Here is a 20,476-nt window from a genome sequence, read left to right on the forward strand (position 1 = left end):
TCGGAGGAGAGTTACCGATGACCGTAATCGACACACCCGGTACCCACACCAGCATCAGTGGCTGGACCCAGGCTTGCCGGCTGGACTACCTGATTCCAGGCCGCGGCGTGGCGGTTCTGCTGAAGGGCGGCCGTCAGGCGGCCCTGTTCCTGACCGACGGCGGCACCCTGTACGCCGTCGGCAATATCGATCCGTTCGGGCGTGCGGCGGTCATGTCGCGCGGCCTGGTGGGTGACCGCGGTGGTGTGCCGGTGGTGGCGTCGCCGCTGCTCAAGCAGGCGTTCTCGCTGATCGACGGCCGCTGCCTGGACGACGAGGCGCAGAGCCTGCCCGTCTACGCGGTCAAGGTCGCCGACGGTGTGGTCTCGGTGTCCAACGACCCCCTGGCCTTTCCGGGCGGTACGGCATGACCGAGGTCGACGCGGGTACCCCGCTTGCCGGTTTCACCGTCGGTATCACCGCGGCGCGGCGCTCGGACGAGCTGGCCACGCTGCTGCAGCGCCGGGGCGCGAACATCGTCTCCGCTCCGGCCATCCGGATCATCCCGCTGGCGGACGACACCGAGCTGGAGCGCGTGACGCGCCAGCTGGTGGCCGAGCCGCCGCAGATCACGGTGGCCACCACCGGAATCGGCTTCCGCGGCTGGATGGAGGCGGCCGAGGGCTGGGGCCTGGCCGAGGAACTGCGCGAAACCCTGGGCTCCACAAGGATGCTGGCGCGCGGACCCAAGGCGAAGGGCGCCATCCGCGCCGCCGAGCTGCGCGAAGAATGGTCTCCCGCTTCGGAATCCTCCGCCGAGGTGCTGGATCATCTGCTGGCCCAAGGGGTCGAGGGCGTGCGCATCGCGGTGCAGCTGCACGGCGCGACCACCGAGTGGGAGCCGGTGCCGGACTTCTGTGAGGTATTGCGCTGTGCCGGAGCGGATGTCGTTCCGGTGCCGGTGTACCGCTGGATCCCGCCCGAGGACCGCACCCCGATGGACCGGCTCATCGAGGCCATCGTGACGGCGGGCATCGACTGCGTCACCTTCACCAGCGCACCGGCCGTGGCCTCACTGCTCATGCGCGCCAAGGAAACCGGCCTGCTGGAAGCGGTGCTGCACGCGCTGCGCGGCCGGGTGCTGCCCGCCTGCGTCGGCCCGATCACCGCGGCTCCCCTGGAGGAGCTGGGCGTGCCCACCTCCATGCCCGGACGCGCCCGCCTGGGCGCCCTGGCCCGCCACGTCGCCGAAGAACTTCCCCGGCGCGCCAACCGAATTCAGGCCGCCGGCCACATTCTGTCCGTCCGCGGCGCTTGCGTGGTCGTGGACGGTCAGGTCCGCCAGCTCGCCCCCGCCCCCATGGCCCTGATGCGCTCCCTGGCCCGCCAGCCCGGCCGCGTCGTCTCCCGCGAGGACCTGCTCGCCGCCCTCCCCGGCGGCGGCGAGGACACCCACGCCGTCGAAACCGCCATCGCCCGCCTCCGCGCCGGCCTCGGCACCCCCAAAGCCATCCAAACCGTGGTCAAACGCGGCTACCGCCTGGCCCTCGACCCCGCTGAATGCGCCGACGACCCCCGCCCCCTCACCCCGCCCGCCGCCGCCCGCCCCGGTCCCGGCCGGGCCGCCTTCGGCCCCCGCCAGGACTTCCCGGCAACCCGCGGCACCGGCGCGGCGCGCCCGGCCACCCCGCCCATCAACGGGACGACACGTCCGCCGGTCACCTCGACCGGCGGTAGCGCTCACCCGTCCGCGCCGATCGGCGGTGCCGCCCGCCCGGCGGCCACACCGGTGAACAGCGCCGCGCGTCCGGCGGCGACGCCGGTGAACAGCGCCTCCCGCCCGGCGGCCACGCCGGTGAACAATGCCGCGCGTCCGGCGACGACCCCGGTGAACACCGCCGCCCGCCCGGCGACGACCCCGGTGAACAGCGCCGCGCGTCCGGTGACGGGCTCCGGCGCACCTGTTCGCGCCACTCGTCCGGCTCCCGTCGCGGGGGTCTGGTGAGTACCCCGGCGCTGGTCCTGGTCGCCCACGGCACCAGGAGCGCGCGCGGTGTACAGATGATCGCCGCGCTGGCGGAGGCTGTGGCTCATGAGTTCAGCGGCCCGAGCCCGGTGAGCGGTAACGCCCTTGACTTCGGTGCGCCGGGCAATGCGGCCGGTATCCACGAGTGCGGGCGGTCGGCCGCTGTGCCCGGTGGTCGTCCCGAATTCAGCTCTGCCCCTGCGATTTCCGGTGCGGTTTTCGGGGCCGCGCCGGTACCGCGGGTGCGGACGGCGTTCGTGGATGTGCTGGGGCCGTCCCCGGCCGAGGTGCTGCGGGATCTGGATCCCGTTCCCGCCGTGGTGGTTCCGGCCTTCCTGGCCTCGGGCTATCACGTCTATCAGGACGTGCCGCGAGAGGTGGCCGCGAGCGAGCACGCAGCGGTCGCGGTCACCCACGCGATGGGTCCGGATCCGGCGCTGGCCGCGGTCATGCGGATGCGATTGGTGGACGCGGGCTGGCGTCCGGGTGACGCGGTGGTCATGGCCGCCGCGGGCTCTTCGGACGCGCGGGCGCGTAAGGATGTCAAGCGTGCCGCGGGCATGCTGGCCGAGCAGATCGGTGCGCCGGTCCGCCTGGCCTATATCGCCACCGGTGCACCGCGAGTACCGGAAGTCGTTGCCGCCGTGCGTGCTTCGGGTGCCCGCCGGGTGTTCGTCGCCTCGTACCTCCTGGCGCACGGCCTGTTCCACGAGCGTCTGCACCAGGCGGGCGCGGACGGCGTGGCCGAGCCCATCGGCGTCCACCCGTCGGTGGTCCGCCTGATCGCCGACCGCTACCACGCCGGGGCCCACACCCTGGTGCCCGCCCGCGTGGCGTGATCACCGCCTGACCAGCGATACAAGAAACCCTTCAGTACTTTCCAGGCTGGTGCCGCACACTGGAGTGCGACCACAGCAAGATCGGGAGGGATTTTCATGAAGAAGCTCGTCGCCACCACCGGACTGCTCCTCGCCTGTGCCGCAGCCACTTTCGGCACCGCGCAGGCCGCTCCGGACCCGTGGGTCCAGGACCAGATCGACTGGGCCAACTGCCTGAACGCGGGCCACACCGCCGCCGAATGCCGCGTGATCCTGGACGGCAAGAAGTAGGAATCCTCCGTCTCACGGGCCGGTGCCATCGGGCACCGGCCCGAGCTGCGTTCACTGCGCGAGCTGCCGTGATCAAGGCTCTGCCGCATGGGTGACCGAGGCCGTGGTGCCCTGACGCGACAGCGTCCGGTGACCGGGACGGTGATGTCTTCCCGTCGCACGCCGGGTCACGATGGTGGCATGTCCGCCGAACATCCCGCCCGCCGCGCCGGTCTCGCCTCCCAGGCGGCGGTGCGCGCCAAGCGCAAGGACGAATGGCTGGCCCTGTTCGCCGCCGACGCCCGCGTGGAGGATCCGATCGGCGTCTCGCCCTACGACCCGGTGGGCGGCGGACACTTGGGCCATGCGGCCATCGCCGCCTTCTGGGACATGGCCATTGCGAACAGCGTCATCGACTTCCGCTTCACCGATTCCTTCGCCTGCGGCGACGAGGTGGCCTTCGTCGGCACCATCCGCAGCGAGCGTGACGGCCGCGCGGTCGAAGTGGACGGCGCGTTCACCTACCGCGTCGCCGCCGACGGCAAAATCCTTGCGCTGCGGGCCTTCTGGGAGCTGCCGCGGGCGCGGGTCACACCGCTGAGCTGATCCGCCGCTACTTCCCGGGCGTCTGCAGCGCCGGATACCAGATATCGGTGAGCACCACCGCGGCCTGTTCGGCGGTGACATCGAGCGTCCCCTGCATGGCCCATCGCGTGAAGAACCGCTCGAGCTGCGCGACGAGCAGCTCTATCCGCAGTTTCGCCTCGTCCTGCTGAGCCTCGGGCCAGCGGGACAGATACGAGGTCATCACATTGGGCAGCGCGAGAATGCCTTCGCGCGCCACCTCCCGGAATTCGGGTTCGAGCGTGGTGGCCTCGTCCCACGCCGGGAGCAGATCCTTGTACTCCTGGAACCATTCGATCGCGCGCCGCATCCAGGCCGCGAATTCCTCGCGTGACCCGCTGTCGAGCACATGGTCCAGATCCTCGTAGAAGTGCTGGACGCTGGGCAGCGTGCCCTGTTCGGCGATGGCGCGCAGGACATCCGGTTTCCCGGTGAAGTGCAGATAGAAGGTGGCGCGACTGCAGCCGACGGCGGCGGCGATGTCGTCGACGCGCACGGGCGCGTACCCCTGGGTGGTGAACAGCTGTTTGGCGGCCTCGATGAGACGGCTGCGGGTGAGGCGTTTCTGCTCGTCGCGCAGGGAGGTGCGACGGGTGGCCTCGGCGGGCTGTTCGGTCTGCATGCGGCCAATGATAGACGGTCGTACATTCACTAGACATGGTGTCTAGTGAATGTTAGCGTGTGGGTCAGATCACGTCCGGCAGGGGAATGTGACCCGCCGAACCAGGAGAGTGAATTGGATACACGTGAGTTGCCCCGGGTGTGCGTCATCGGCGCCGGACCGTCGGGAATCACCGCCGCCAAGCGGCTCGCCGAATACGGCATCCCCTTCGATTGCTACGAGGCCTCCGACGAGGTGGGCGGCAACTGGTACTACCGGAACCCGAACGGGATGTCGGCCTGCTATCAGAGCCTGCACATCGACACCTCGAAATTCCGGCTGGCGTTCGAGGACTATCCCGCTCCGGAGGAGTGGCCGGATTTCCCGCACCACACCCAATTGCACGAGTACTTCAAGGATTACGTCGATCATTTCGGAATCCGCGATCGAATCCACTTCTCCACCAAGGTGATCGGGGCCGAGCGGGACGCCGACGGCCTGTGGGTGATCACCACGAACACCGGCCGCACCGAGGTCTACGACGTGCTGCTGGTGTGCAACGGCCACCACTGGGATCCCCGGATGCCCGACTACCCGGGCGAATTCGACGGCGTCCTCATGCATTCGCACGCCTACAACGACCCGTTCGACCCGATCGATATGCGTGGCAAGCGAATCGTCGTGGTGGGTATGGGCAATTCGGGCCTGGACATCGCCACCGAACTGTCACAGCGCTTCATCGCCTCGAAGTTCTTCCTGTCCGCGCGCCGCGGCGTCTGGGTGCTGCCCAAGTACGTGAACGGCAAGGTCGGCGACAAGCAGTCGGTGCCGCCGTGGATGCCGCCCAAGCTGGCGCTGAAACTCAAGCAGCGCTTCGTGGTCAAGAATCGCGGGCACATGGAGGATTACGGCCTGCCCAAGCCGGATCACCTGCCGTTCGAAGCGCATCCGTCGGCCAGTGAGGAATTCCTGCACCGCGCGGGTTGTGGTGACATCACCTTCAAGCCCGCCATCTCGAAGCTGGACGGAAATCGGGTCCACTTCGCCGACGGCACCGTGGAGGAGGTCGATGTGGTGTTGTGCGCCACCGGATATCACATCAGCTTCCCGTTCTTCTCCGATGCGAAGCTGCTCCCGGACGCGAGCAACAAGCTCCCGCTGTGGCGGCAGATGGTGAAGCCGGGCGTGGACAATCTCTTCTATCTGGGCCTGGCGCAGCCCATGCCGACGCTGGTGAATTTCGCCGAGCAGCAGTCGAAGCTGGTGGCCGCGTATCTGACCGGCAACTACCGGCTGCCCTCGGAGACCGAGATGAACGCGGGCATCCGCGAGGTCGAGGAGAATCGTTCGGACCGGTACTACGATTCGCCGCGCCACACCATCCAGATCGAATTCGAGCCCTACGTCCGGGATCTGCAGAAGGAGATCGCCCGGGGCGCGAAGCGCGCCGCCACCTACGGCTACCAACTCCCGATCCCGGCCCGCGCGGCCGCCCGAGTCTGAGAGGGCGGAACAGATGAGCGACGTGGCCGGCTTCTGCGCCGACGAATTCGCCGGTGTCCGGGCGGCATTCACCGAACAGGTGGAGTCCGGGGCCGAACTGGGCGCCTCCCTGTGTGTGACCGTGAACGGCGAATCCGTGGTGGACCTGTGGGGCGGCCACGCCGACCCGGAACGGCAGACGCCCTGGGGCGAGGACACCCTGGTCAACACCTTCTCCATCTCCAAGACCATGGTCGCCCTGTGCGCCCTGCTGCTGGTCGACCGTGGCGAGCTGGATGTCTACGAGAAGGTCGCGCACTACTGGCCCGAGTTCGCCGCCAACGGCAAGGCCGATATCGAAGTGCGGCACCTGCTTTCGCACACCTCCGGCGTCTCGGGCTGGGAAGCGCCGATCGAACTCGCGGACATCTACGACCTGCAGACCTCCACCGCGCGCCTGGCCGCGCAGTCGGCTTGGTGGGAGCCGGGCACCGCGTCCGGATATCACGCCCTCAATTACGGGCATCTGGTCGGCGAGGTGATCCGCCGCATCACCGGCCGTACCCTCGGCGCGTTCTTCGCCGAGGAGCTGGCCGTGCCGCTGCGGGCCGATTTCCGGATCGGCACCGGCCCAGCCGATTTCGACCGCATCGCCACCCTGGTGCCGCCGGAGTTCGGTGAGTTCGACCAGTCCCTGATCCCCAAGGACACCGTCCTCTACAAGACCCTCTTCCAGCCCCTGCTGGATTTCGCCGAATGCGGTACCCCGGGCTGGCGGCAGGCGGAGATCGGCGCGGTGAACGGTCACGGCAATGCGCGTTCCATCGCCCGCATCCAGTCGATCATCAGCAATGGCGGCGAGCTGGCAGGCCGGAAGTTCCTGTCGGACAAGACGATAGACCTCATCTTCGAGCAGCAGTCCGATGGTGTGGATCAGGCGATTCTGGTGCCGCTGCGGTTCGGTATCGGTTACGGTCTGCCGCAGCAACAGACCGTTCCACATGTTCCTGATGGCCGGGTGTGCTGGTGGGGCGGGCTGGGCGGCTCGATGGTGGTCAACGACCTGGAGCACCGGGTCACCGTCGCCTACGCCATGAACCGCATGGCTCCCGGACTGATCGGCTCGGAGCGCGCCGATGCCTACCTGCAAGCCACATTCGATGTCGTTCGAGGACGTGAATCATGACCAATGCCGTTGACCTGCAAGCACTCGCGGCCCAGATCGCGGGCAAGCTCACCGGTCCCGGCGGGCCGTTCGAGATCACCGTGGAATCCGTGCTGGGCGCGCCCATCCCGGTGTTCCGCGAGCGCCGCCGCAACCTGCTCGAAATCCTGGACGCCTCCAAGGAATTGGGCGACCGGGACTACCTGGTCGCGGGGGAGAACCGCTACACCTTCGCCCGGCACCACGAGGCGGCGGGCGCGCTGGCGGCGGCGCTGGCGCAGCGCTACGGCATCGGAAAGGGCGACCGCGTCGGCATTCTCGCCGCCAACGGCCCCGAATGGGTGCTGACCTTCTGGGCCGCACAGCGCCTGGGCGCGATCCCGGTCGGCTACAACGCCTGGTGGGCGCCGCGCGAGATCTCCTACGGCCTCGAGCACACCCAGCCGGTGGTGGTGGTCGCCGACGCCAAACGCGCGGAGGCGCTGGCCGAGACCGGAACCCGCATCCCGGTGCTCACCATGGACCACGACCTGCCCACCCTCGTCGCCGAATACACGGGCGAGTACCCGGAAACCGCGCTGTCCGAAGAGGATCCGGCCTGCATCCTCTACACCAGCGGCACCACCGGCCGCCCCAAGGGCGTGGTGCACTCGCATCGGAACATGGTGGCGGTCAGCGACTATCACCGTTTCACCGATGCGTTCGCGGCCGGTTTCCGCGGCCTGCCGTGGGACGGCAGTCCGACCGATCGCCGCTTCCTGATCAGTTCGCCGCTGTTCCACATCGCGAGCCTGCACAACCTGGTGATCCCGCGCATCGTCACCGGCGACGCCGTGATCTTCCCCAGCGGCGGTTTCGAAGCCGACAAGATCCTGCGCCTGATCGAATCCGAGCGCATCACCAACTGGGGTGCCGTGCCGACCATGGCCAGCCGCCTGCTCGACGAGGACCTGTCCCGATACGACCTGTCCTCGCTGGCCGCGTTCTCCCTCAACGCCGCACCGTCCTCGCCCGCCCTGCAGCAGCGCCTGCGCGAGCGCCTGCCGGTCGCCCAGGTAGCTCTGACCACCAGCTACGGCTGCACCGAGAGCGGCACCGCCGCCACCGTCGCCACCCCCATGGAACTGCTGGCGAACCCGGAGACGGTGGGCCGCGCCATTGTCGGCGTCTCGATCGAGGTCCGCGATCCCGAGGGCAAGGTGGTGCCGGACGGCACCGAAGGCGAGATCTGCGTGCGCAGCCCGTACGTCATGCTCGGCTACTGGAACGACGAGGCCGCCACCAAGGCCGCCATCGACGAGAACCGCTGGCTGCGCACCGGCGACTTCGGCTTCCTGCGCGAGGGCCGCCTCCAGATGGCCGGTCGCCGTTCGGATCTCATCCTGCGGGGCGGCGAGAACGTCTACCCGACCGAGATCGAGAACGCCCTCGACGAGCATCCGGCCGTCCAGGAGTCCGCCGTGATCGGCGTCCCGCACGAGGATCTGGGCCAGGAGGTGGCGGCCATCGTCGTCGTCACCGACCCGGAGTCGCTCACCGCGGACGAACTGCGCGACCATGTGGCGCAGCGGCTGGCCTACTTCAAGGTGCCCGCGCGCTGGCTGATCACCTCGGATGCGCTGCCGCGCAATGCCACCGGCAAGGTGCTGCGCCGCGAACTGTCGCTGGGGGAGTGAGAACCCGTGTACGACACCATCATCAAGAACGGCCGCTGGTTCGACGGCACCGGCGGGCCCTCGGCCATGCGCCATCTCGGCATCCGGGACGGCCGGGTCGCCACGGTGAGCGCGGAGGCTCTCGACGAAACCGGTTGCGGCCGTGTCATAGACGCCACCGGGCAGTGGGTGCTGCCGGGCATGGTCGACATCCACACCCACTACGACGTGGAGGTGCTGCTGGATCCGACCCTGTCGGAGTCGCTGCGGCACGGCATCACCACGGTGCTGCTCGGCTCGTGTTCGCTGTCCACCGTCCATGTCGGCGGCGCGGACGCGGGCGACCTGTTCGGCCGCGTGGAGGCGATCCCGCGCAAGCATGTGGTCGAGGCGGTGGACGGGCTCAAGACCTGGAACAGCGCGCACGGCTATGTGCGGGCGCTGGAATCCCTGCCGCTCGGCCCGAATATCGCCGCCTTCATCGGGCATTCGGATATCCGGGCCGCGCAGATGGGCCTGGAACGCGCCACCAGCCCGGACGAGACGCCCACCGAATCCGAGCTGAAGGCCATGGAGCACAAGCTGAACGAGGCACTCGACGCCGGCTTCGTCGGCATGTCCTCGCAGCAGCTCATGTTCGACAAGCTCGACGGTGAGGTGTGCCGGTCGCGCACCCTGCCGTCCACCTACGCGACCACACGGGAACGGCGGCGGCTCAACCGGATTCTGCGTGACCGCCGGCGGACGCTGCAGGGCGGCCCGGATGTGGCGCGCCCGCAGAGCCTGGTCGCCATGGCCGCCTCCAGCCTCGGCATCTTCCGGCCGAACCTGAAGGTGAGCCTGCTCTCGGCCGCCGATATCAAGGCGATTCCCGGTGTGGTGCACATCTTCCCGCTCATCGCGAAGGTGCTGAACCGGCTCGGCGGCGACTTCCGCTGGCAGCATCTGCCGGTGCCGTTCGAGGTGTACTCCGACGGCATCGACCTGCCGGTGTTCGAGGAATTCGGCTCCGGCGCAGCGGCATTGCACCTGTCGAATCAGCTGGAGCAGCGCCACGACCTGCTGGCGGACGAGAACTACCGGCGCTGGTTCCGCAAGGACTACGACAAGAAGTGGGGTCCGCGCGTCTGGCACCGCGACTTCTTCGACGCCGAGATCACCGAATGCCCGGACGCGAGTGTCGTCGGCAAGACCTTCGGCCAGGTGGGCGTGGATCGCGGCGGCGTGCACCCGGTCGACGCCTTCCTGGATCTGGTGGTGGAACACGGGTCCAAGGTGCGCTGGCGCACCACCATCTCCAATCACCGCCCCGAGGTGCTCGACCGCCTGGCCGCCGATCCCAGTGTGCAGCTGGGCTTCTCGGACGCGGGCGCGCATCTGCGCAATATGGCCTTCTACAACTTCGGCCTGCGCCTGCTGAAGCGGGTGCACCAGGCCCAGCAGGCCGGCCGGCCGTTCATGACCGTCGAGCACGCCGTGCACCGCGTCACCGGCGAGCTGGCCGACTGGTACGACCTGGACGCCGGCCACCTGCGCGCAGGCGACCGCGCCGACGTGGTGATCGTCGACCCGGCCCGCCTGGACGACAGCCTGGACGCCTACGCCGAGAACCCGATTCCGGAGTTCGACGGCCTGTCCCGCATGGTGAACCGCAACGACGCCACCGTCACCGCCGTCCTGGTGAACGGTGCGCCCGTCTTCGGCCTGGGCGAGAAGGCCCCGGACCTCGGCAAGAACCGCATCGGCGAATTCCTGCGCGCCGGACGCCGCTGAGCCGCTCCAATTTCGAGGAGTTTCCTTTGAGCACAGCACGATTCGACGGCCGCGCAGCGGTCGTCACCGGTGCCGCCTCCGGCATCGGTTCGGCCATCGCCACCGCCCTGGTGGCCGAGGGCGCACGGGTCGCGGGCTTCGATATCGACGAGGCCGGATTGCGGAAGAAGGCGGCCGAACTGGGCGACGCCTTCCTCCCGATCACCGCCGATGTGACGGTCGAAGCGCAGATCGAGGCGGGAATCGCCACGGTCGCAGCGACATTCGGCCGCCTGGACGCCGCCCTCAACGTGGCCGGTGGCTCCCGGATCGGCGCGATCACCGATCTCGCCGAATCCGATTGGGATTTCACCGTCGACCTGGTGCAGAAGAGTGTCTTCCTGTGCACCAAGCACGAAGCCCGCCTGATGCGCGACTTCGCGAACGGCGGTGCGATCGTGAACATCTCGTCCCTGGACGGCCGCATTCCCATGCCCGGCGGCAGCCCGTACGCCACCGGCAAGGCGGGCGTGGTCATGTTCTCCAAGAACGCGGCCCTGGAATTGGCACAGCATCGCATCCGCGTCAATTCGGTGCTCCCGGGCCTGGTGGACACCCCGCTGGTGGCCGCCATCATGGGTTACGAGCCCGCGAAACAGATGTTCCTGGAACGCATTCCGCTGGGCACGGCCGCCACTCCGGAGCAGGTGGCAGGCCCCTGCCTGTTCCTGGCCAGCGATGACGCCTCCTACATCACCGGCACCGAACTGGTGGTGGACGGCGGTTGGGAGATCAGCAATTTCCCCAACCTCGCGAAACTCGCGGGTTGATCCGGTCCGCGGGGTACGAGCGGCAGGCTAGCTCTGCTCCGCGGAATCCGAGGAATCCGAGGAATCCGTTGCGGCCCGTTCGTCATCCGCCATCGTGAACGCGCCGCCTTCGAGCCGCTTGATCAGCCCGCGCGTCCACCGCGCGCGGCTGTCGGCGGTGTCGAGCCACAGTCCGAGCACGGCCCCGACCGGTCCCCACTCCTCGAGGTCGGTGCCGGGTGGCAGGTGCGTGGTGATGCTCGCCCGCCACTGCGCCAGTTCCCGGGCTCGATCCCGCAGCAGCGCAAGGGCTTCCGCGCGCGGCAGGTCGTCGATGAACCCGACCGCCGCGGCCAGCTGATCGAGTCGCGGATCCCGGCTGGACAGCGCTGTCCGCAGCATTTCGAGGAATGCCCGCTCGCCCTCCGCGGTGATCTCGTATTCGATGCGCGGTGGCCCGCCCGCCGTGCTGGGGGCGGTGTCCTGTGCGGTCAGCAGGCCGTCCTTGGCCGCCGATTTCAACGCGTGATACACCGATCCCGATGTGGCGCGCGCCCATTCGTGCGCGCCCCAGGACTCCAGATCCGTGCGCACCTGATACCCGTGCGCACGCCCGCGGCGGCGCACCGCACCGAGTACGAGCAACCGAACCGCGGACATGCGTCTCTCCCTTACCTTTTCAGCGTGCCTGTGCTCAGGCGGGTGTGCTCACCCACCACAGCGTGCCGAACGGATCCACGAATCCGCCCAGGCGGCTTCCATCCTCCTGAACGCTCACCGCCGCGGCTTCGGTGGCCCCGCCCGCCAGCGCGCGCTCGTGGGCCGCGTCCGCATCGGGCACGGTGGCCCACAGCTGGACGTGCACCGGTTCCGCGGGGGAGCTCAGGCACCGCCCGCCCGTCGGCCCGGAGTCGGCGCAGAACACCGAGGCGTCCCCGATTCGAGCCTCGGCGTGGACCAAACGCGCCGGATCCGTTGCCAGCGGCACCATTTCGACAATCTCGGCTTCGAAGGCCCGCTCCAGGAACGCGCGGTACGCGCGGGCGTCGTCCACCATCACATAGGGAGTTACTGCGGTCATCACAATCTCCTTACTAGCCAAATTTGGCTACTCGAGATTAGCGCGGAGACGGGCTCCGCGACACCGCCGGTTCCGCAGTGTTCAGCGAATGGCCACCTGTGCGTCGCCTGCCGTCCATCGGTGCCGGGAACTCCCGATTGGTGTCCGTTCTGTCCGCTACCTGAAGCTCATCGGAGGCGGCATGACCGAGAGCCCCGTCGCCCGTGCCGAGAACGTCCGCGGCGAACCGCCCCTCGACGCCCGAACGGCCCTGCGTGCCGCCGCCGCGCGGCTCACCGAGGAGTTCGGCGACCGCATCCCGTCCGGCACCGTGGACAGCCTGGTCCGCGCCGCCTACGACCGGGTCGCGAGCCAGGCCACCGTGGAGGTCTTCCTTCCGCTGCTGGCCGAACGCGATGCCCGCCGGCGCCTGCAATCCCGCGCCGACGCGCCGTCGTAGACCCGCCGAATCCATCGAACAAAGGTTCGAATCTCGAGGTACCCTCATCGCCATGGTCGTTTCCACGCGCGAGGAGCTGCACAGGATCCACCACGCCGGTCCGGGTACCCCGGCCCGAACCTTCCGCGCCCTGAACCTGCCACTACCCGATCCGGTGGAAGTGGCGCTGCTGCAACCGGATCCGGCCGACGCCCCCGCCCCCCGGCTACGCCCGGATACCCTGCTGCGCATCACCACTCAGGTCGGCGCGTACCTGCTGCTGGTGCAGGCGCTGGCCTACGACGATCCGGCCAAGCCCGGCGTCTGGGCCCAGCACCTGGCGCACCTGCACCAGAAGTACCAGCTCCCACCGGTTCTGCTGGTCGTGTGCCGCGACAAGGTCACCGCCATGTGGGCCGCGCACCCGCCCGAGATCGGCCTGCCGCACTGGCCCAGCCTGTCGGTCCGCCCGCTCACCCTCGGCCCGCACAACGTCCCCTTCGTCACCGACCCGAAGAAGGCGGCCAAAGACCTGCCCCTGGCGACACTGTCGGCCCTGGCCCATGCCACCGGCCCGCAACAGGCCGCGACCCTGCGCGCCCTCTCCCTGGCCCTGCGCCGAGCCACCTCCGAGGATCGCGCCCTCTTCGCCGAATTCGCCCGTCTCGCCCTCGAATCGGCCCCGCGGATCGAATCCGGAACGGCTTCGTGACAGACGACAGCCTGGCCGACGCGATCCTGCGCATGCTGGATCGGCGCGGCATCCCCATCACCGAGGAGCACCGCGCCCGCATCCGCGCCCGCACGAACCTGGAGCTGCTGGACATGTGGCTCATCGCCACGGTCGTCGACCAGCTGGCCGACGACGCGCATCCCGCTGACCGGCCCGAACCCGGTCCGACCTGCTGAGCCCGGCTAGCGCGGCGGGAGCACCGGGGCATCCCAGGCGCGCGAGTAGCGGCGCTTGTCGACCGCGTTGTGCTCCTTGCTGCGGTACACCACGTAGGGCCGCACCAGATAGCCGATCGGGGCCGAGAACATGTGCACCAGGCGGGTGTAGGGCCAGATGCCGATCAGGGCGAGCACGACCAGGCCGTGCGCCTGGAAGGTCCACGGGGTGCCGACCATGAGGCCGGGTTCCGGGTTCGCGGTGAAAAGGCTACGGAACCACGGGGATACGGTCTCGCGGTAGTTGTAGGTGCCCCACAGCAGGTTGCTGCCCACGGTGTTCAGCAGGCCGGTGATCAGCGCCGCGCCCAGCAGGATGTACATGATCTTGTCGTTGGTGGAGGTGGCCTTGCGCACCGCGGCGACGGTGATCCGGCGGTAGGCCAGAATCGCGGTGCCGAGCAGCACGGCCACGCCCGCGATGGTGCCCGCCGTCACCGAGAACAGATGGTAGGTGTGCTCGGAGATGCCGATCGCCGCCGTCCACGACTCCGGAATCAGCACGCCGATCACGTGTCCGCCGATCACGCCGAGCATGCCGAAGTGGAACAGCGGGCTGCCCAGGCGCAGCAGCCGCGACTCGTAGATCTGCGAAGACCGTGTGGTCCAGCCGAACTGGTCGTTGCGGTAGCGCCAGAGGTGGCCGAGCACGAAGGAGGTGAAGGCCACGTAGGGCAGGGTCATCCACAGGGTGGTGGTCATCGGCGGGACTCCGATCCGGTGAAGCTGAGGGGGTCCATGGCGAAGGGCTCCAGGCCGACTTCCTCCTCGGGCGGACCCTGGGCGGCGAGTTCGGCGATGCGGCGGCGGTCGGCGGTGGTGACCGGCGGCAGCGTCGCGGTCACGGCGGCGAGCACGCCCGCATAGGGAGAACCACTGTCGGACAACGAGAGTCGCAGCAGTTCCAGCACCGGCACGTGCTCGCCGAGCAGTCGTTCGCCGCCGATCGGATCGACGGTGGCGGAGAACTCCAGCAGCACCGCGAGATGATCGGGCAGCTCGTGATCGCCGAGCTCCACGCCCGCGTGCCGGTAGGCGTGCTTGAACCGCAGCAGCGCCATGCCGCGCTTACGGGTGTCGCCGTAGGCGTAGAAGGTCAAATGCAGGCTGGCGCGGCGGCGCATATCGAAGGTCTCGACATACTGCTGGGCCAGTTCGATGGGCGCGGTGGTGCGCAGGTGCAGCAGCGTGGTCTCCAACTGCGGGCGCACGGTGGCGGGCAATTCCGCTATGGCGCTCGCCAATTCGTCGAGCATCGCGAGGGTCTGCTCGCCCGGGTAGTCCAGCAGCAGCGCCGCGATCCGCCACACCAGGCGGCGATCCCGTTCGGACAGCGCCACCGCGGGCTCGGGCCGCCGGCGCAGTTTCAGCAGGCTCATCGGTGGGCTCCGCTCGTCTCCGGCACGGCCTCGGCGGTGGCAGCGCCGTTGCTGCCATTCGCCGAGCTCGCGGCAGCGCCGTTGCTGCCGTTCGTCGTCGCGGCCGTGCTGTCATGGGATCCGTTGGCCCCGTTGCCGTTCGAGCCGTTCTTCGCCGGAATCAGCCCGCTGGTGTTCTTCCCGTCCCAGTTCAGCAGGTTGATGCGCGTCGACTTCTCGTCCGGCGCGGCGTCATTGGTGTCGGTGAGGTGGAACTTCTCGGCCATGTAGTCGAAGGCCGTCATGCCCGGCCCGCCGTCGGTGTCCAGCGAGCAGCCGGTGGCCAGCGAATCCAGTTCGTGCGCACGCGAAGTCGCGCCCGAGGGAATCACGTACCGGTGTTCGTACTTGGCGATGGCCAGCAGCCGGTACATGGCCTCGATCTCTTCCGGCTCGAGCCCCACCGAATCCGGAATGCTCAGATCGGGTTCCTGTCCGAGGTTGATCGACCGCATGAACGACCGCATCCCCGCGAGCCGCTGCAGCGAGGCGCGCACCGGCCCGATCTCCCCGGCGGTGAACAGTTCGGCCAAGTACTCCAGCGGAATTCGCAGCGCGTCGATCGCGCCGAACAGGTTGCGCACGCTCTCGCCGTCGTGCCCGGTCTCGGTGAGCACGTCCACCACCGGCGACAGCGGCGGCACGTACCAGACCATCGGCATGGTCCGGTATTCCGGATGCAGCGGCAGCGCGATCTGATAGTCGACGATCAGCTTGTAGACGGGCGAATCCTGCGCCGCCTGAATCCATTCCGGTGAGATCCCGGCCCGCTCGGCCTCGGCCACCACGCGCGGATCGTGCGGGTTGAGGAACACGCCCAGCTGTGCCGGGTACAGATCCTTGTCATCGGTCACCGAGGCGGCCTCGAGCACGGCGTCCGCGTCGTACAGCATGACGCCGATGTAGCGCAGCCGTCCCACGCAGGTTTCCGAGCATACGGTCGGAATGCCGACCTCCACCCGCGGGTAGCAGAAAGTACATTTCTCCGCCTTGCCCGTCTTGTGGTTGAAGTAGATCTTCTTGTACGGGCACGCGCTGACACACTGCCGCCAGCCACGGCACTTGTCCTGATCCACCAGCACGATGCCGTCCTCGGAGCGCTTGTAGATCGCACCGGACGGGCAGGCGGCCGCACACGACGGGTTCAGGCAGTGCTCGCAGATGCGCGGCAGGTAGAACATGAAGGTCTCCTCGAATTCGAGTTTGACCTTGTCGGACAGCTTGGCCAGCAGCGGATCCTTGCCGACCTGCTCCGGCCCCGACCCCAGCGAGTCGTCCCAGTTCGCGCCCCAGGTGACCTTGGTGTCCTCACCGGTGATCAGCGACTTGGGCTTGGCCGTCGGCGTGGTGTCGATCTGCGGCGACGACAGCAGATTGTCGTAGTCGTAGCTCCACGGGTCGTAGTAGTCCGACACCGTGGGCAGATCAGGATTCGCGAAGATGTTGAGCAGCCGCTTCATTCGCGACCCGGACTTCAACTGCAGGCGGCCCTTGCGATCGAGGGTCCACCCGCCCTTCCATTTCTCCTGATCCTCGTACCGGCGCGGATATCCCTGTCCCGGACGGGTTTCCACATTGTTGAACCACACGTACTCGGTGCCGGCGCGGTTGGTCCACGCCTGCTTACAGGTGACGCTGCAGGTGTGGCAGCCGATGCACTTGTCCAGGTTCATGACCATGGCGAGCTGAGCCATAACGCGCATGATCAGTACTCCACTTCCTGCGAGCGCTTGCGAATGGTGGTGACCTCGTCACGCTGATTTCCGGTGGGGCCGTGGTAGTTCAGCGCGAAGGACTGCTGGGCGTAGCCGCCGATGAGGTGCGACGGCTTGATCATGATGCGGGTCAGCGCATTGTGGATACCGCCGCGCTTACCCTTGCCCGCCTTGGTGTCGTCCGCGCCTTCGATACGCGGTACGGCCACGGCGCGGTCCTGCGCGTGGTACATGAACACCGTGCCCTCCGGCATGCGGTGCGACACGATCGCGCGCGCCACCACGATGCCGTTGCGGTTGATGGCTTCGATCCAATCATTGTCGGCCACACCGATTTTCGCGGCGTCCTTCTCCGACATCCAGATGGCCTGCCCGCCGCGCGAGAGCGTCAGCATGTGCAGGTTGTCCTGGTAGGCGGAGTGGATGGACCACTTGGAGTGCGGGGTCAGGTAGCGCACGGTGACACCGTTGGCGCTCACATTGCCCACACCCGGCTCACTGAACAGCGCCGACATGTCCAGCGGCGGACGGAAGATCGGCAACTGCTCGCCGAGTTCCATCATCCAGTCGTGGTCCAGATAGAAGTGCTGCCGCCCGGTCAGCGTGTGCCAGGGCTTCAGCCGTTCGGTATTGATGGTGAACGGCGAGTACCGCCGTCCACCGGTCTCACTGCCCGACCATTCCGGGGAGGTGATGACGGGCACCGGCCGAGCCTGTGTGTCGGCGAAGGTGATCCGCTTTCCCTCGTGTTCGGCGGCCAGGTCGGCGAGCTGTGTGCCGGTGCGCTTTTCGAGCGCGTGGAAGCCCTCCACCGCGAGCCGTCCGTTGGTGGTGCCGGACAGCGCGAGAATGGCCTCGGCCGCGTGGGTGTCCTTCGCCAGTGAGGGACGGCCCTGCGCGATACCGGAAACTATGGTGCCGTTGACGCCCTTGAGGTATTCGACCTCTTCGTCGGGGATGGTGGTGACGGCCTTGGTGGTGACGCCGAGGGTTTCGACCAGCGGTCCGAGCGCGGCCATCTTCTCCGCGACATTCGGGTAATCGCGTTCGACGACAACCAGTTTCGGCATGGTCTTGCCCGGAATCGGTTCGCACTCACCGTATTTCCAGTCCAGCACCTTGCCGCCCGCCTGGGCGAGCGCGTCGGCGCTGTCGTGCTGCAGCGGTACCGCGACCAGGTCCTTGCGAATGCCGAGGTGCTTCTCCGCCATCCACGAGAAGCCGCGGGCGATGCGGTGGAACGCCTCGAAGTCGGTGCGCGCCTCCCACGGCGGCGAGATGGCCGGGGTGAAGGCGTGCACGAACGGGTGCATATCGGTGGACGACAGATCGTGCTTCTCGTACCAGGTGGCGGCGGGCAGCACGATATCGGAGAACAGCGTGGTGCTCGTCATCCGGAAGTCAAGGGAGAGAAGCAGATCCAGCTTTCCGGTGGCGGCTTCGTCACGCCATTCCAGTTCCTGCGGGCGCACGCCGGTGGCCTCGCCGGTCTGGAGATTGGAGTCCGCGCCCAGCAGATGCTTGTGGAAGTACTCGTTGCCCTTGCCGGAGGAGCCGAGCAGGTTGGCGCGCCACACAGTGAGTACGCGCGGGAAGTTCTCGGGCGCGTCCGGATCCTCGCAGGCGAACCGCAGATCACCGGACTTCAGCCCGTCCACGACATAGTCGGCCGGAGCCTTCCCCGCCGCCTCCGCCTCGTCCACGAGGTCCAGGGGGTTCCTGTTGAGCGTCGGATACGACGGCATCCAGCCCAAACGTGTCGCGAGCGCGATATTGTCGGCCGCCGTCCGCCCCGCGAACTGTCCCGTGCCCAGCGGCGAGGAGAAGTTCTCGGAGGTGAACGGGTCGTAGCGCCACTGGTCGTTGGTCAGGTACCAGAACACGGTGCCCTGCATCTGACGCGGCGGCCGCTGCCAGTCGGAGGCGAAAGCCAGTGTGGCCCAACCGGTTACCGGGCGGCACTTCTCCTGGCCGACGTAATGCGCCCAGCCGCCGCCGTTCACGCCCTGACAGCCGGTGAGCAGCGTCAGCGTGAAGAACGACCGATAGATCTGGTCGGAATGGAACCAGTGGTTGGTGCCCGCGCCCATGAGGATCATGGACCGGCCCTTGGACCGCATGGCATTGTCGGCGAATTCGCGTCCGATGCGTGCGGCCTGCGCGGCCGGGACGCCGGTGATGGCCTCCTGCCAGGCGGGCGTGTAGGGCTCGTTGGGATCGTCGTAACCGGTCGGCCAGCTGCCGGGCAGGCCGGACCGGGCGACGCCGTACTGCGCCAGCAACAGGTCGAACACCGTTGTCACACGCTTCCCCGCGATGACGGTGGTCGGCACGCCGCGGGTGAGGATCTCCGCGGCGGGCCCGTCGAAGCGGGGGAACTGCACGGCCGCAGCGTCGTCGGTGCGACCGTGCAGGGTCAGCAGGGGATCGACGTCCCCGAGATCCAGGTTCCAGTTGCCCTTGCCCGCCTCGGTGAAGCGGTGGCCCAGGGAACCGTTGGGAACCTGCGGATCACCGTCCTGGTCGAGCAGCACGGTCTGGAAGTCGACGCCCTCACCGGTGTGGCCGAGATCGGCGGCAGTGAGGAACTTGCCGGGCGTGTAGACGTGCCCGCTGTACTCGCCGTCGGAGTTCCAGCCGCCCTGCTGCTCGTCCAGCGTCACCAGGTACGGCAGGTCGGTGTAGCGCTTGATGTAGTCGTCGAAGTACTCGGTGGTCTTGTCGACGAAGAATTCCTTCAGCACCACATGGCCCATGGCCATGGCCAGCGCGGCGTCGGTGCCCGGTCGCGCGGGCACCCATTCGTCGGCGAACTTGGTGTTGTCGGCGTAGTCGGGGGAGACCACGATGACCTTCTGGCCCCGGTAGCGGGCCTCGGTCATGTAGTGCGCGTCCGGGGTGCGCGTGACCGGGACGTTGGATCCCCACATGATGAGGTATCCGGCGTCGAACCAGTCGGCGGATTCCGGTACGTCGGTCTGATCGCCGAACACCTGCGGGGACGCCACCGGCAGGTCGGCGTACCAGTCGTAGAACGACAGCATGGAGCCGCCGATGAGCGAGATGAACCGCGCGCCCACGGCATGCGACACCATCGACATGGCCGGAATGGGGGAGAAGCCCGCGACCCGGTCCGGTCCGTACTGCTTGATGGTGTAAACGTGTGCGGCAGCGGCGATTTCGGCTGCCTCCCACCACTCGGCCCGGACGAAGCCGCCCTTGCCGCGCGCGTTCTTGTAGACCTTGGCCTTCTCGGCGTCCTCGACGATGGACTCCCACGCCAGCACCGGATCCTTGAGCTTGCCCTTGGCCTCGCGGTACATCTCCAGCAGCGCGCCACGCACGTACGGGTAGCGGATGCGCGCCGGCGAGTAGGTGTACCAGGAGAACGACGCGCCACGCGGGCAGCCGCGCGGCTCGTATTCGGGCTTGTCCGCGCCGACCGACGGGTAGTCGGTCTGCTGCGATTCCCAGGTGATCACGCCGTCGGAGACGTAGATCTTCCACGAGCAGGAGCCGGTGCAGTTCACGCCGTGCGTGGAGCGCACCACCTTGTCGTGTGCCCAGCGGTCGCGGTAGAACTCGTCGGCACTGCGGCCACCCACTTTGTGCAGGGTGCGCAGATCCTCGGACACGTCACCGCGATTGAAGTATTTGCCCAACCGAAGCAGTGTCTCCGCGGATGAGGATCCCGTGTGCGAGTTTGCCATGACGC

At 68.1% G+C, this 20,476-nt stretch carries 19 protein-coding genes and 1 pseudogene; 13 read left to right on the top strand and 7 right to left on the bottom strand.

Going from position 1 to position 20,476, the window contains the following annotated elements; translation table 11 throughout:
• Nucleotides 1–17 precede the first annotated feature (17 nt).
• The 5 genes and pseudogenes from nirD (at nucleotide 18) to JK358_RS18060 (ending at nucleotide 3,699) form a co-directional block, all read left to right on the top strand.
• A complete protein-coding gene (gene nirD, locus JK358_RS18040; protein WP_201948836.1) occupies nucleotides 18–410 on the top strand; it encodes a nitrite reductase small subunit NirD in 393 nt (130 codons plus the stop codon).
• A pseudogene (locus JK358_RS18045) lies at nucleotides 407–1,549 on the top strand (uroporphyrinogen-III synthase); the annotation flags it as partial. The gene nirD and the pseudogene JK358_RS18045, both read left to right, overlap by 4 nt.
• A gap of 431 nt (nucleotides 1,550–1,980) precedes the next feature.
• Nucleotides 1,981–2,844, top strand: a complete 864-nt coding sequence (locus tag JK358_RS18050) for a sirohydrochlorin chelatase (RefSeq protein ID WP_307817599.1) — start codon at nucleotides 1,981–1,983, stop codon at nucleotides 2,842–2,844.
• Between the two features lie 96 nt (nucleotides 2,845–2,940).
• Complete coding sequence (locus JK358_RS18055) at nucleotides 2,941–3,114, top strand: hypothetical protein (protein WP_201948837.1); 174 nt, start codon at nucleotides 2,941–2,943, stop codon at nucleotides 3,112–3,114.
• A 180-nt stretch (nucleotides 3,115–3,294) separates the two neighbouring features.
• Nucleotides 3,295–3,699, top strand: coding sequence for a nuclear transport factor 2 family protein (locus JK358_RS18060; RefSeq protein WP_201948838.1), 405 nt, complete (start codon nucleotides 3,295–3,297; stop codon nucleotides 3,697–3,699).
• Between the two features lie 7 nt (nucleotides 3,700–3,706).
• On the opposite strand, the gene JK358_RS18065 is transcribed toward JK358_RS18060, so the two are convergent.
• Entirely contained in the window at nucleotides 3,707–4,339 is a 633-nt protein-coding gene (locus JK358_RS18065) for a TetR/AcrR family transcriptional regulator (protein ID WP_201948839.1), read from the bottom strand.
• A gap of 114 nt (nucleotides 4,340–4,453) precedes the next feature.
• Here JK358_RS18065 and JK358_RS18070 point away from each other — a divergent pair, with 114 nt between their 5' ends.
• From JK358_RS18070 to JK358_RS18090, 5 genes are all read left to right on the top strand, one after another.
• Nucleotides 4,454–5,821, top strand: a complete 1,368-nt coding sequence (locus JK358_RS18070) for a flavin-containing monooxygenase (RefSeq protein WP_201948840.1) — start codon at nucleotides 4,454–4,456, stop codon at nucleotides 5,819–5,821.
• Nucleotides 5,822–5,834: 13 nt separating this feature from the next.
• Nucleotides 5,835–6,986, top strand: a complete 1,152-nt coding sequence (locus JK358_RS18075; protein WP_201948841.1) for a serine hydrolase domain-containing protein — start codon at nucleotides 5,835–5,837, stop codon at nucleotides 6,984–6,986.
• On the top strand, nucleotides 6,983–8,641 hold the full coding sequence (gene casG / locus JK358_RS18080) for a steroid-24-oyl-CoA synthetase (RefSeq protein ID WP_201948842.1): 1,659 nt from the start codon (nucleotides 6,983–6,985) through the stop codon (nucleotides 8,639–8,641). The genes JK358_RS18075 and casG overlap by 4 nt, the downstream gene beginning before the upstream one ends.
• 66 nt (nucleotides 8,642–8,707) lie before the next feature.
• A complete protein-coding gene (locus JK358_RS18085) occupies nucleotides 8,708–10,393 on the top strand; it encodes an N-acyl-D-amino-acid deacylase family protein (protein ID WP_201948964.1) in 1,686 nt (561 codons plus the stop codon).
• A gap of 26 nt (nucleotides 10,394–10,419) precedes the next feature.
• Nucleotides 10,420–11,202 carry an SDR family NAD(P)-dependent oxidoreductase gene (locus JK358_RS18090; protein WP_232851417.1) on the top strand — a complete coding sequence of 261 codons (783 nt, stop codon included), beginning with the start codon at nucleotides 10,420–10,422 and terminating at the stop codon, nucleotides 11,200–11,202.
• Nucleotides 11,203–11,229: 27 nt separating this feature from the next.
• Here the strand turns inward: JK358_RS18090 and JK358_RS18095 are convergent, their stop codons facing one another.
• Both JK358_RS18095 and JK358_RS18100 read right to left on the bottom strand, forming a co-directional pair.
• Nucleotides 11,230–11,841, bottom strand: coding sequence for a PadR family transcriptional regulator (locus JK358_RS18095; RefSeq protein ID WP_201948843.1), 612 nt, complete (start codon nucleotides 11,839–11,841; stop codon nucleotides 11,230–11,232).
• Between the two features lie 34 nt (nucleotides 11,842–11,875).
• Nucleotides 11,876–12,262 carry a VOC family protein gene (locus tag JK358_RS18100; protein WP_201948844.1) on the bottom strand — a complete coding sequence of 129 codons (387 nt, stop codon included), beginning with the start codon at nucleotides 12,260–12,262 and terminating at the stop codon, nucleotides 11,876–11,878.
• 181 nt (nucleotides 12,263–12,443) lie between these two features.
• Between JK358_RS18100 and JK358_RS18105 the strand changes: the two genes are divergently transcribed.
• The 3 genes from JK358_RS18105 to JK358_RS18115 are packed head-to-tail and all read left to right on the top strand — an operon-like array spanning nucleotide 12,444 to nucleotide 13,589.
• Nucleotides 12,444–12,701 (top strand): three-helix bundle dimerization domain-containing protein, encoded by a 258-nt coding sequence (locus JK358_RS18105; protein WP_201948845.1) that lies wholly within the window; start codon nucleotides 12,444–12,446, stop codon nucleotides 12,699–12,701.
• Nucleotides 12,702–12,753: 52 nt separating this feature from the next.
• On the top strand, nucleotides 12,754–13,392 hold the full coding sequence (locus tag JK358_RS18110; RefSeq protein WP_201948846.1) for a hypothetical protein: 639 nt from the start codon (nucleotides 12,754–12,756) through the stop codon (nucleotides 13,390–13,392).
• Nucleotides 13,389–13,589, top strand: coding sequence for a hypothetical protein (locus JK358_RS18115; protein WP_201948847.1), 201 nt, complete (start codon nucleotides 13,389–13,391; stop codon nucleotides 13,587–13,589). Before JK358_RS18110 ends, JK358_RS18115 begins: the two co-directional genes overlap by 4 nt.
• A 6-nt stretch (nucleotides 13,590–13,595) precedes the next feature.
• Here JK358_RS18115 and narI read toward each other — a convergent pair whose 3' ends face one another.
• The 4 genes from narI to JK358_RS18135 are packed head-to-tail and all read right to left on the bottom strand — an operon-like array spanning nucleotide 13,596 to nucleotide 20,471.
• Nucleotides 13,596–14,330, bottom strand: a complete 735-nt coding sequence (gene narI, locus JK358_RS18120) for a respiratory nitrate reductase subunit gamma (protein WP_201948848.1) — start codon at nucleotides 14,328–14,330, stop codon at nucleotides 13,596–13,598.
• Nucleotides 14,327–15,007, bottom strand: coding sequence for a nitrate reductase molybdenum cofactor assembly chaperone (gene narJ / locus JK358_RS18125; RefSeq protein WP_201948849.1), 681 nt, complete (start codon nucleotides 15,005–15,007; stop codon nucleotides 14,327–14,329). Before narJ ends, narI begins: the two co-directional genes overlap by 4 nt.
• Nucleotides 15,004–16,740 carry a nitrate reductase subunit beta gene (gene narH / locus JK358_RS18130; RefSeq protein ID WP_201948966.1) on the bottom strand — a complete coding sequence of 579 codons (1,737 nt, stop codon included), beginning with the start codon at nucleotides 16,738–16,740 and terminating at the stop codon, nucleotides 15,004–15,006. The genes narJ and narH overlap by 4 nt, the downstream gene beginning before the upstream one ends.
• A gap of 11 nt (nucleotides 16,741–16,751) precedes the next feature.
• The gene (locus JK358_RS18135) at nucleotides 16,752–20,471 is read right to left on the bottom strand and encodes a nitrate reductase subunit alpha (protein WP_201948850.1); all 3,720 of its coding nucleotides are present in this window, start codon (nucleotides 20,469–20,471) and stop codon (nucleotides 16,752–16,754) included.
• Nucleotides 20,472–20,476: the final 5 nt, after the last annotated feature.

This window comes from Nocardia acididurans (genome assembly GCF_016741815.1).
GTDB lineage: Bacteria > Actinomycetota > Actinomycetes > Mycobacteriales > Mycobacteriaceae > Nocardia > Nocardia acididurans.

What these genes read in the sequence shown, in the direction of transcription:
- JK358_RS18065 (WP_201948839.1), bottom strand. Translation starts at nt 4,339, where the DNA reads ATGCAGACCGAACAGCCCGCCGAGGCCACCCGTCGCACCTCCCTGCGC.
- JK358_RS18110 (WP_201948846.1), top strand. Translation starts at nt 12,754, where the DNA reads ATGGTCGTTTCCACGCGCGAGGAGCTGCACAGGATCCACCACGCCGGT.
- narH (WP_201948966.1), bottom strand. Translation starts at nt 16,740, where the DNA reads ATGGCTCAGCTCGCCATGGTCATGAACCTGGACAAGTGCATCGGCTGC.
- narI (WP_201948848.1), bottom strand. Translation starts at nt 14,330, where the DNA reads ATGACCACCACCCTGTGGATGACCCTGCCCTACGTGGCCTTCACCTCC.
- JK358_RS18055 (WP_201948837.1), top strand. Translation starts at nt 2,941, where the DNA reads ATGAAGAAGCTCGTCGCCACCACCGGACTGCTCCTCGCCTGTGCCGCA.
- JK358_RS18075 (WP_201948841.1), top strand. Translation starts at nt 5,835, where the DNA reads ATGAGCGACGTGGCCGGCTTCTGCGCCGACGAATTCGCCGGTGTCCGG.
- JK358_RS18060 (WP_201948838.1), top strand. Translation starts at nt 3,295, where the DNA reads ATGTCCGCCGAACATCCCGCCCGCCGCGCCGGTCTCGCCTCCCAGGCG.
- JK358_RS18085 (WP_201948964.1), top strand. Translation starts at nt 8,708, where the DNA reads ATGCGCCATCTCGGCATCCGGGACGGCCGGGTCGCCACGGTGAGCGCG.
- casG (WP_201948842.1), top strand. Translation starts at nt 6,983, where the DNA reads ATGACCAATGCCGTTGACCTGCAAGCACTCGCGGCCCAGATCGCGGGC.
- narJ (WP_201948849.1), bottom strand. Translation starts at nt 15,007, where the DNA reads ATGAGCCTGCTGAAACTGCGCCGGCGGCCCGAGCCCGCGGTGGCGCTG.
- JK358_RS18135 (WP_201948850.1), bottom strand. Translation starts at nt 20,471, where the DNA reads ATGGCAAACTCGCACACGGGATCCTCATCCGCGGAGACACTGCTTCGG.
- JK358_RS18105 (WP_201948845.1), top strand. Translation starts at nt 12,444, where the DNA reads ATGACCGAGAGCCCCGTCGCCCGTGCCGAGAACGTCCGCGGCGAACCG.
- JK358_RS18095 (WP_201948843.1), bottom strand. Translation starts at nt 11,841, where the DNA reads ATGTCCGCGGTTCGGTTGCTCGTACTCGGTGCGGTGCGCCGCCGCGGG.
- nirD (WP_201948836.1), top strand. Translation starts at nt 18, where the DNA reads ATGACCGTAATCGACACACCCGGTACCCACACCAGCATCAGTGGCTGG.
- JK358_RS18100 (WP_201948844.1), bottom strand. Translation starts at nt 12,262, where the DNA reads ATGACCGCAGTAACTCCCTATGTGATGGTGGACGACGCCCGCGCGTAC.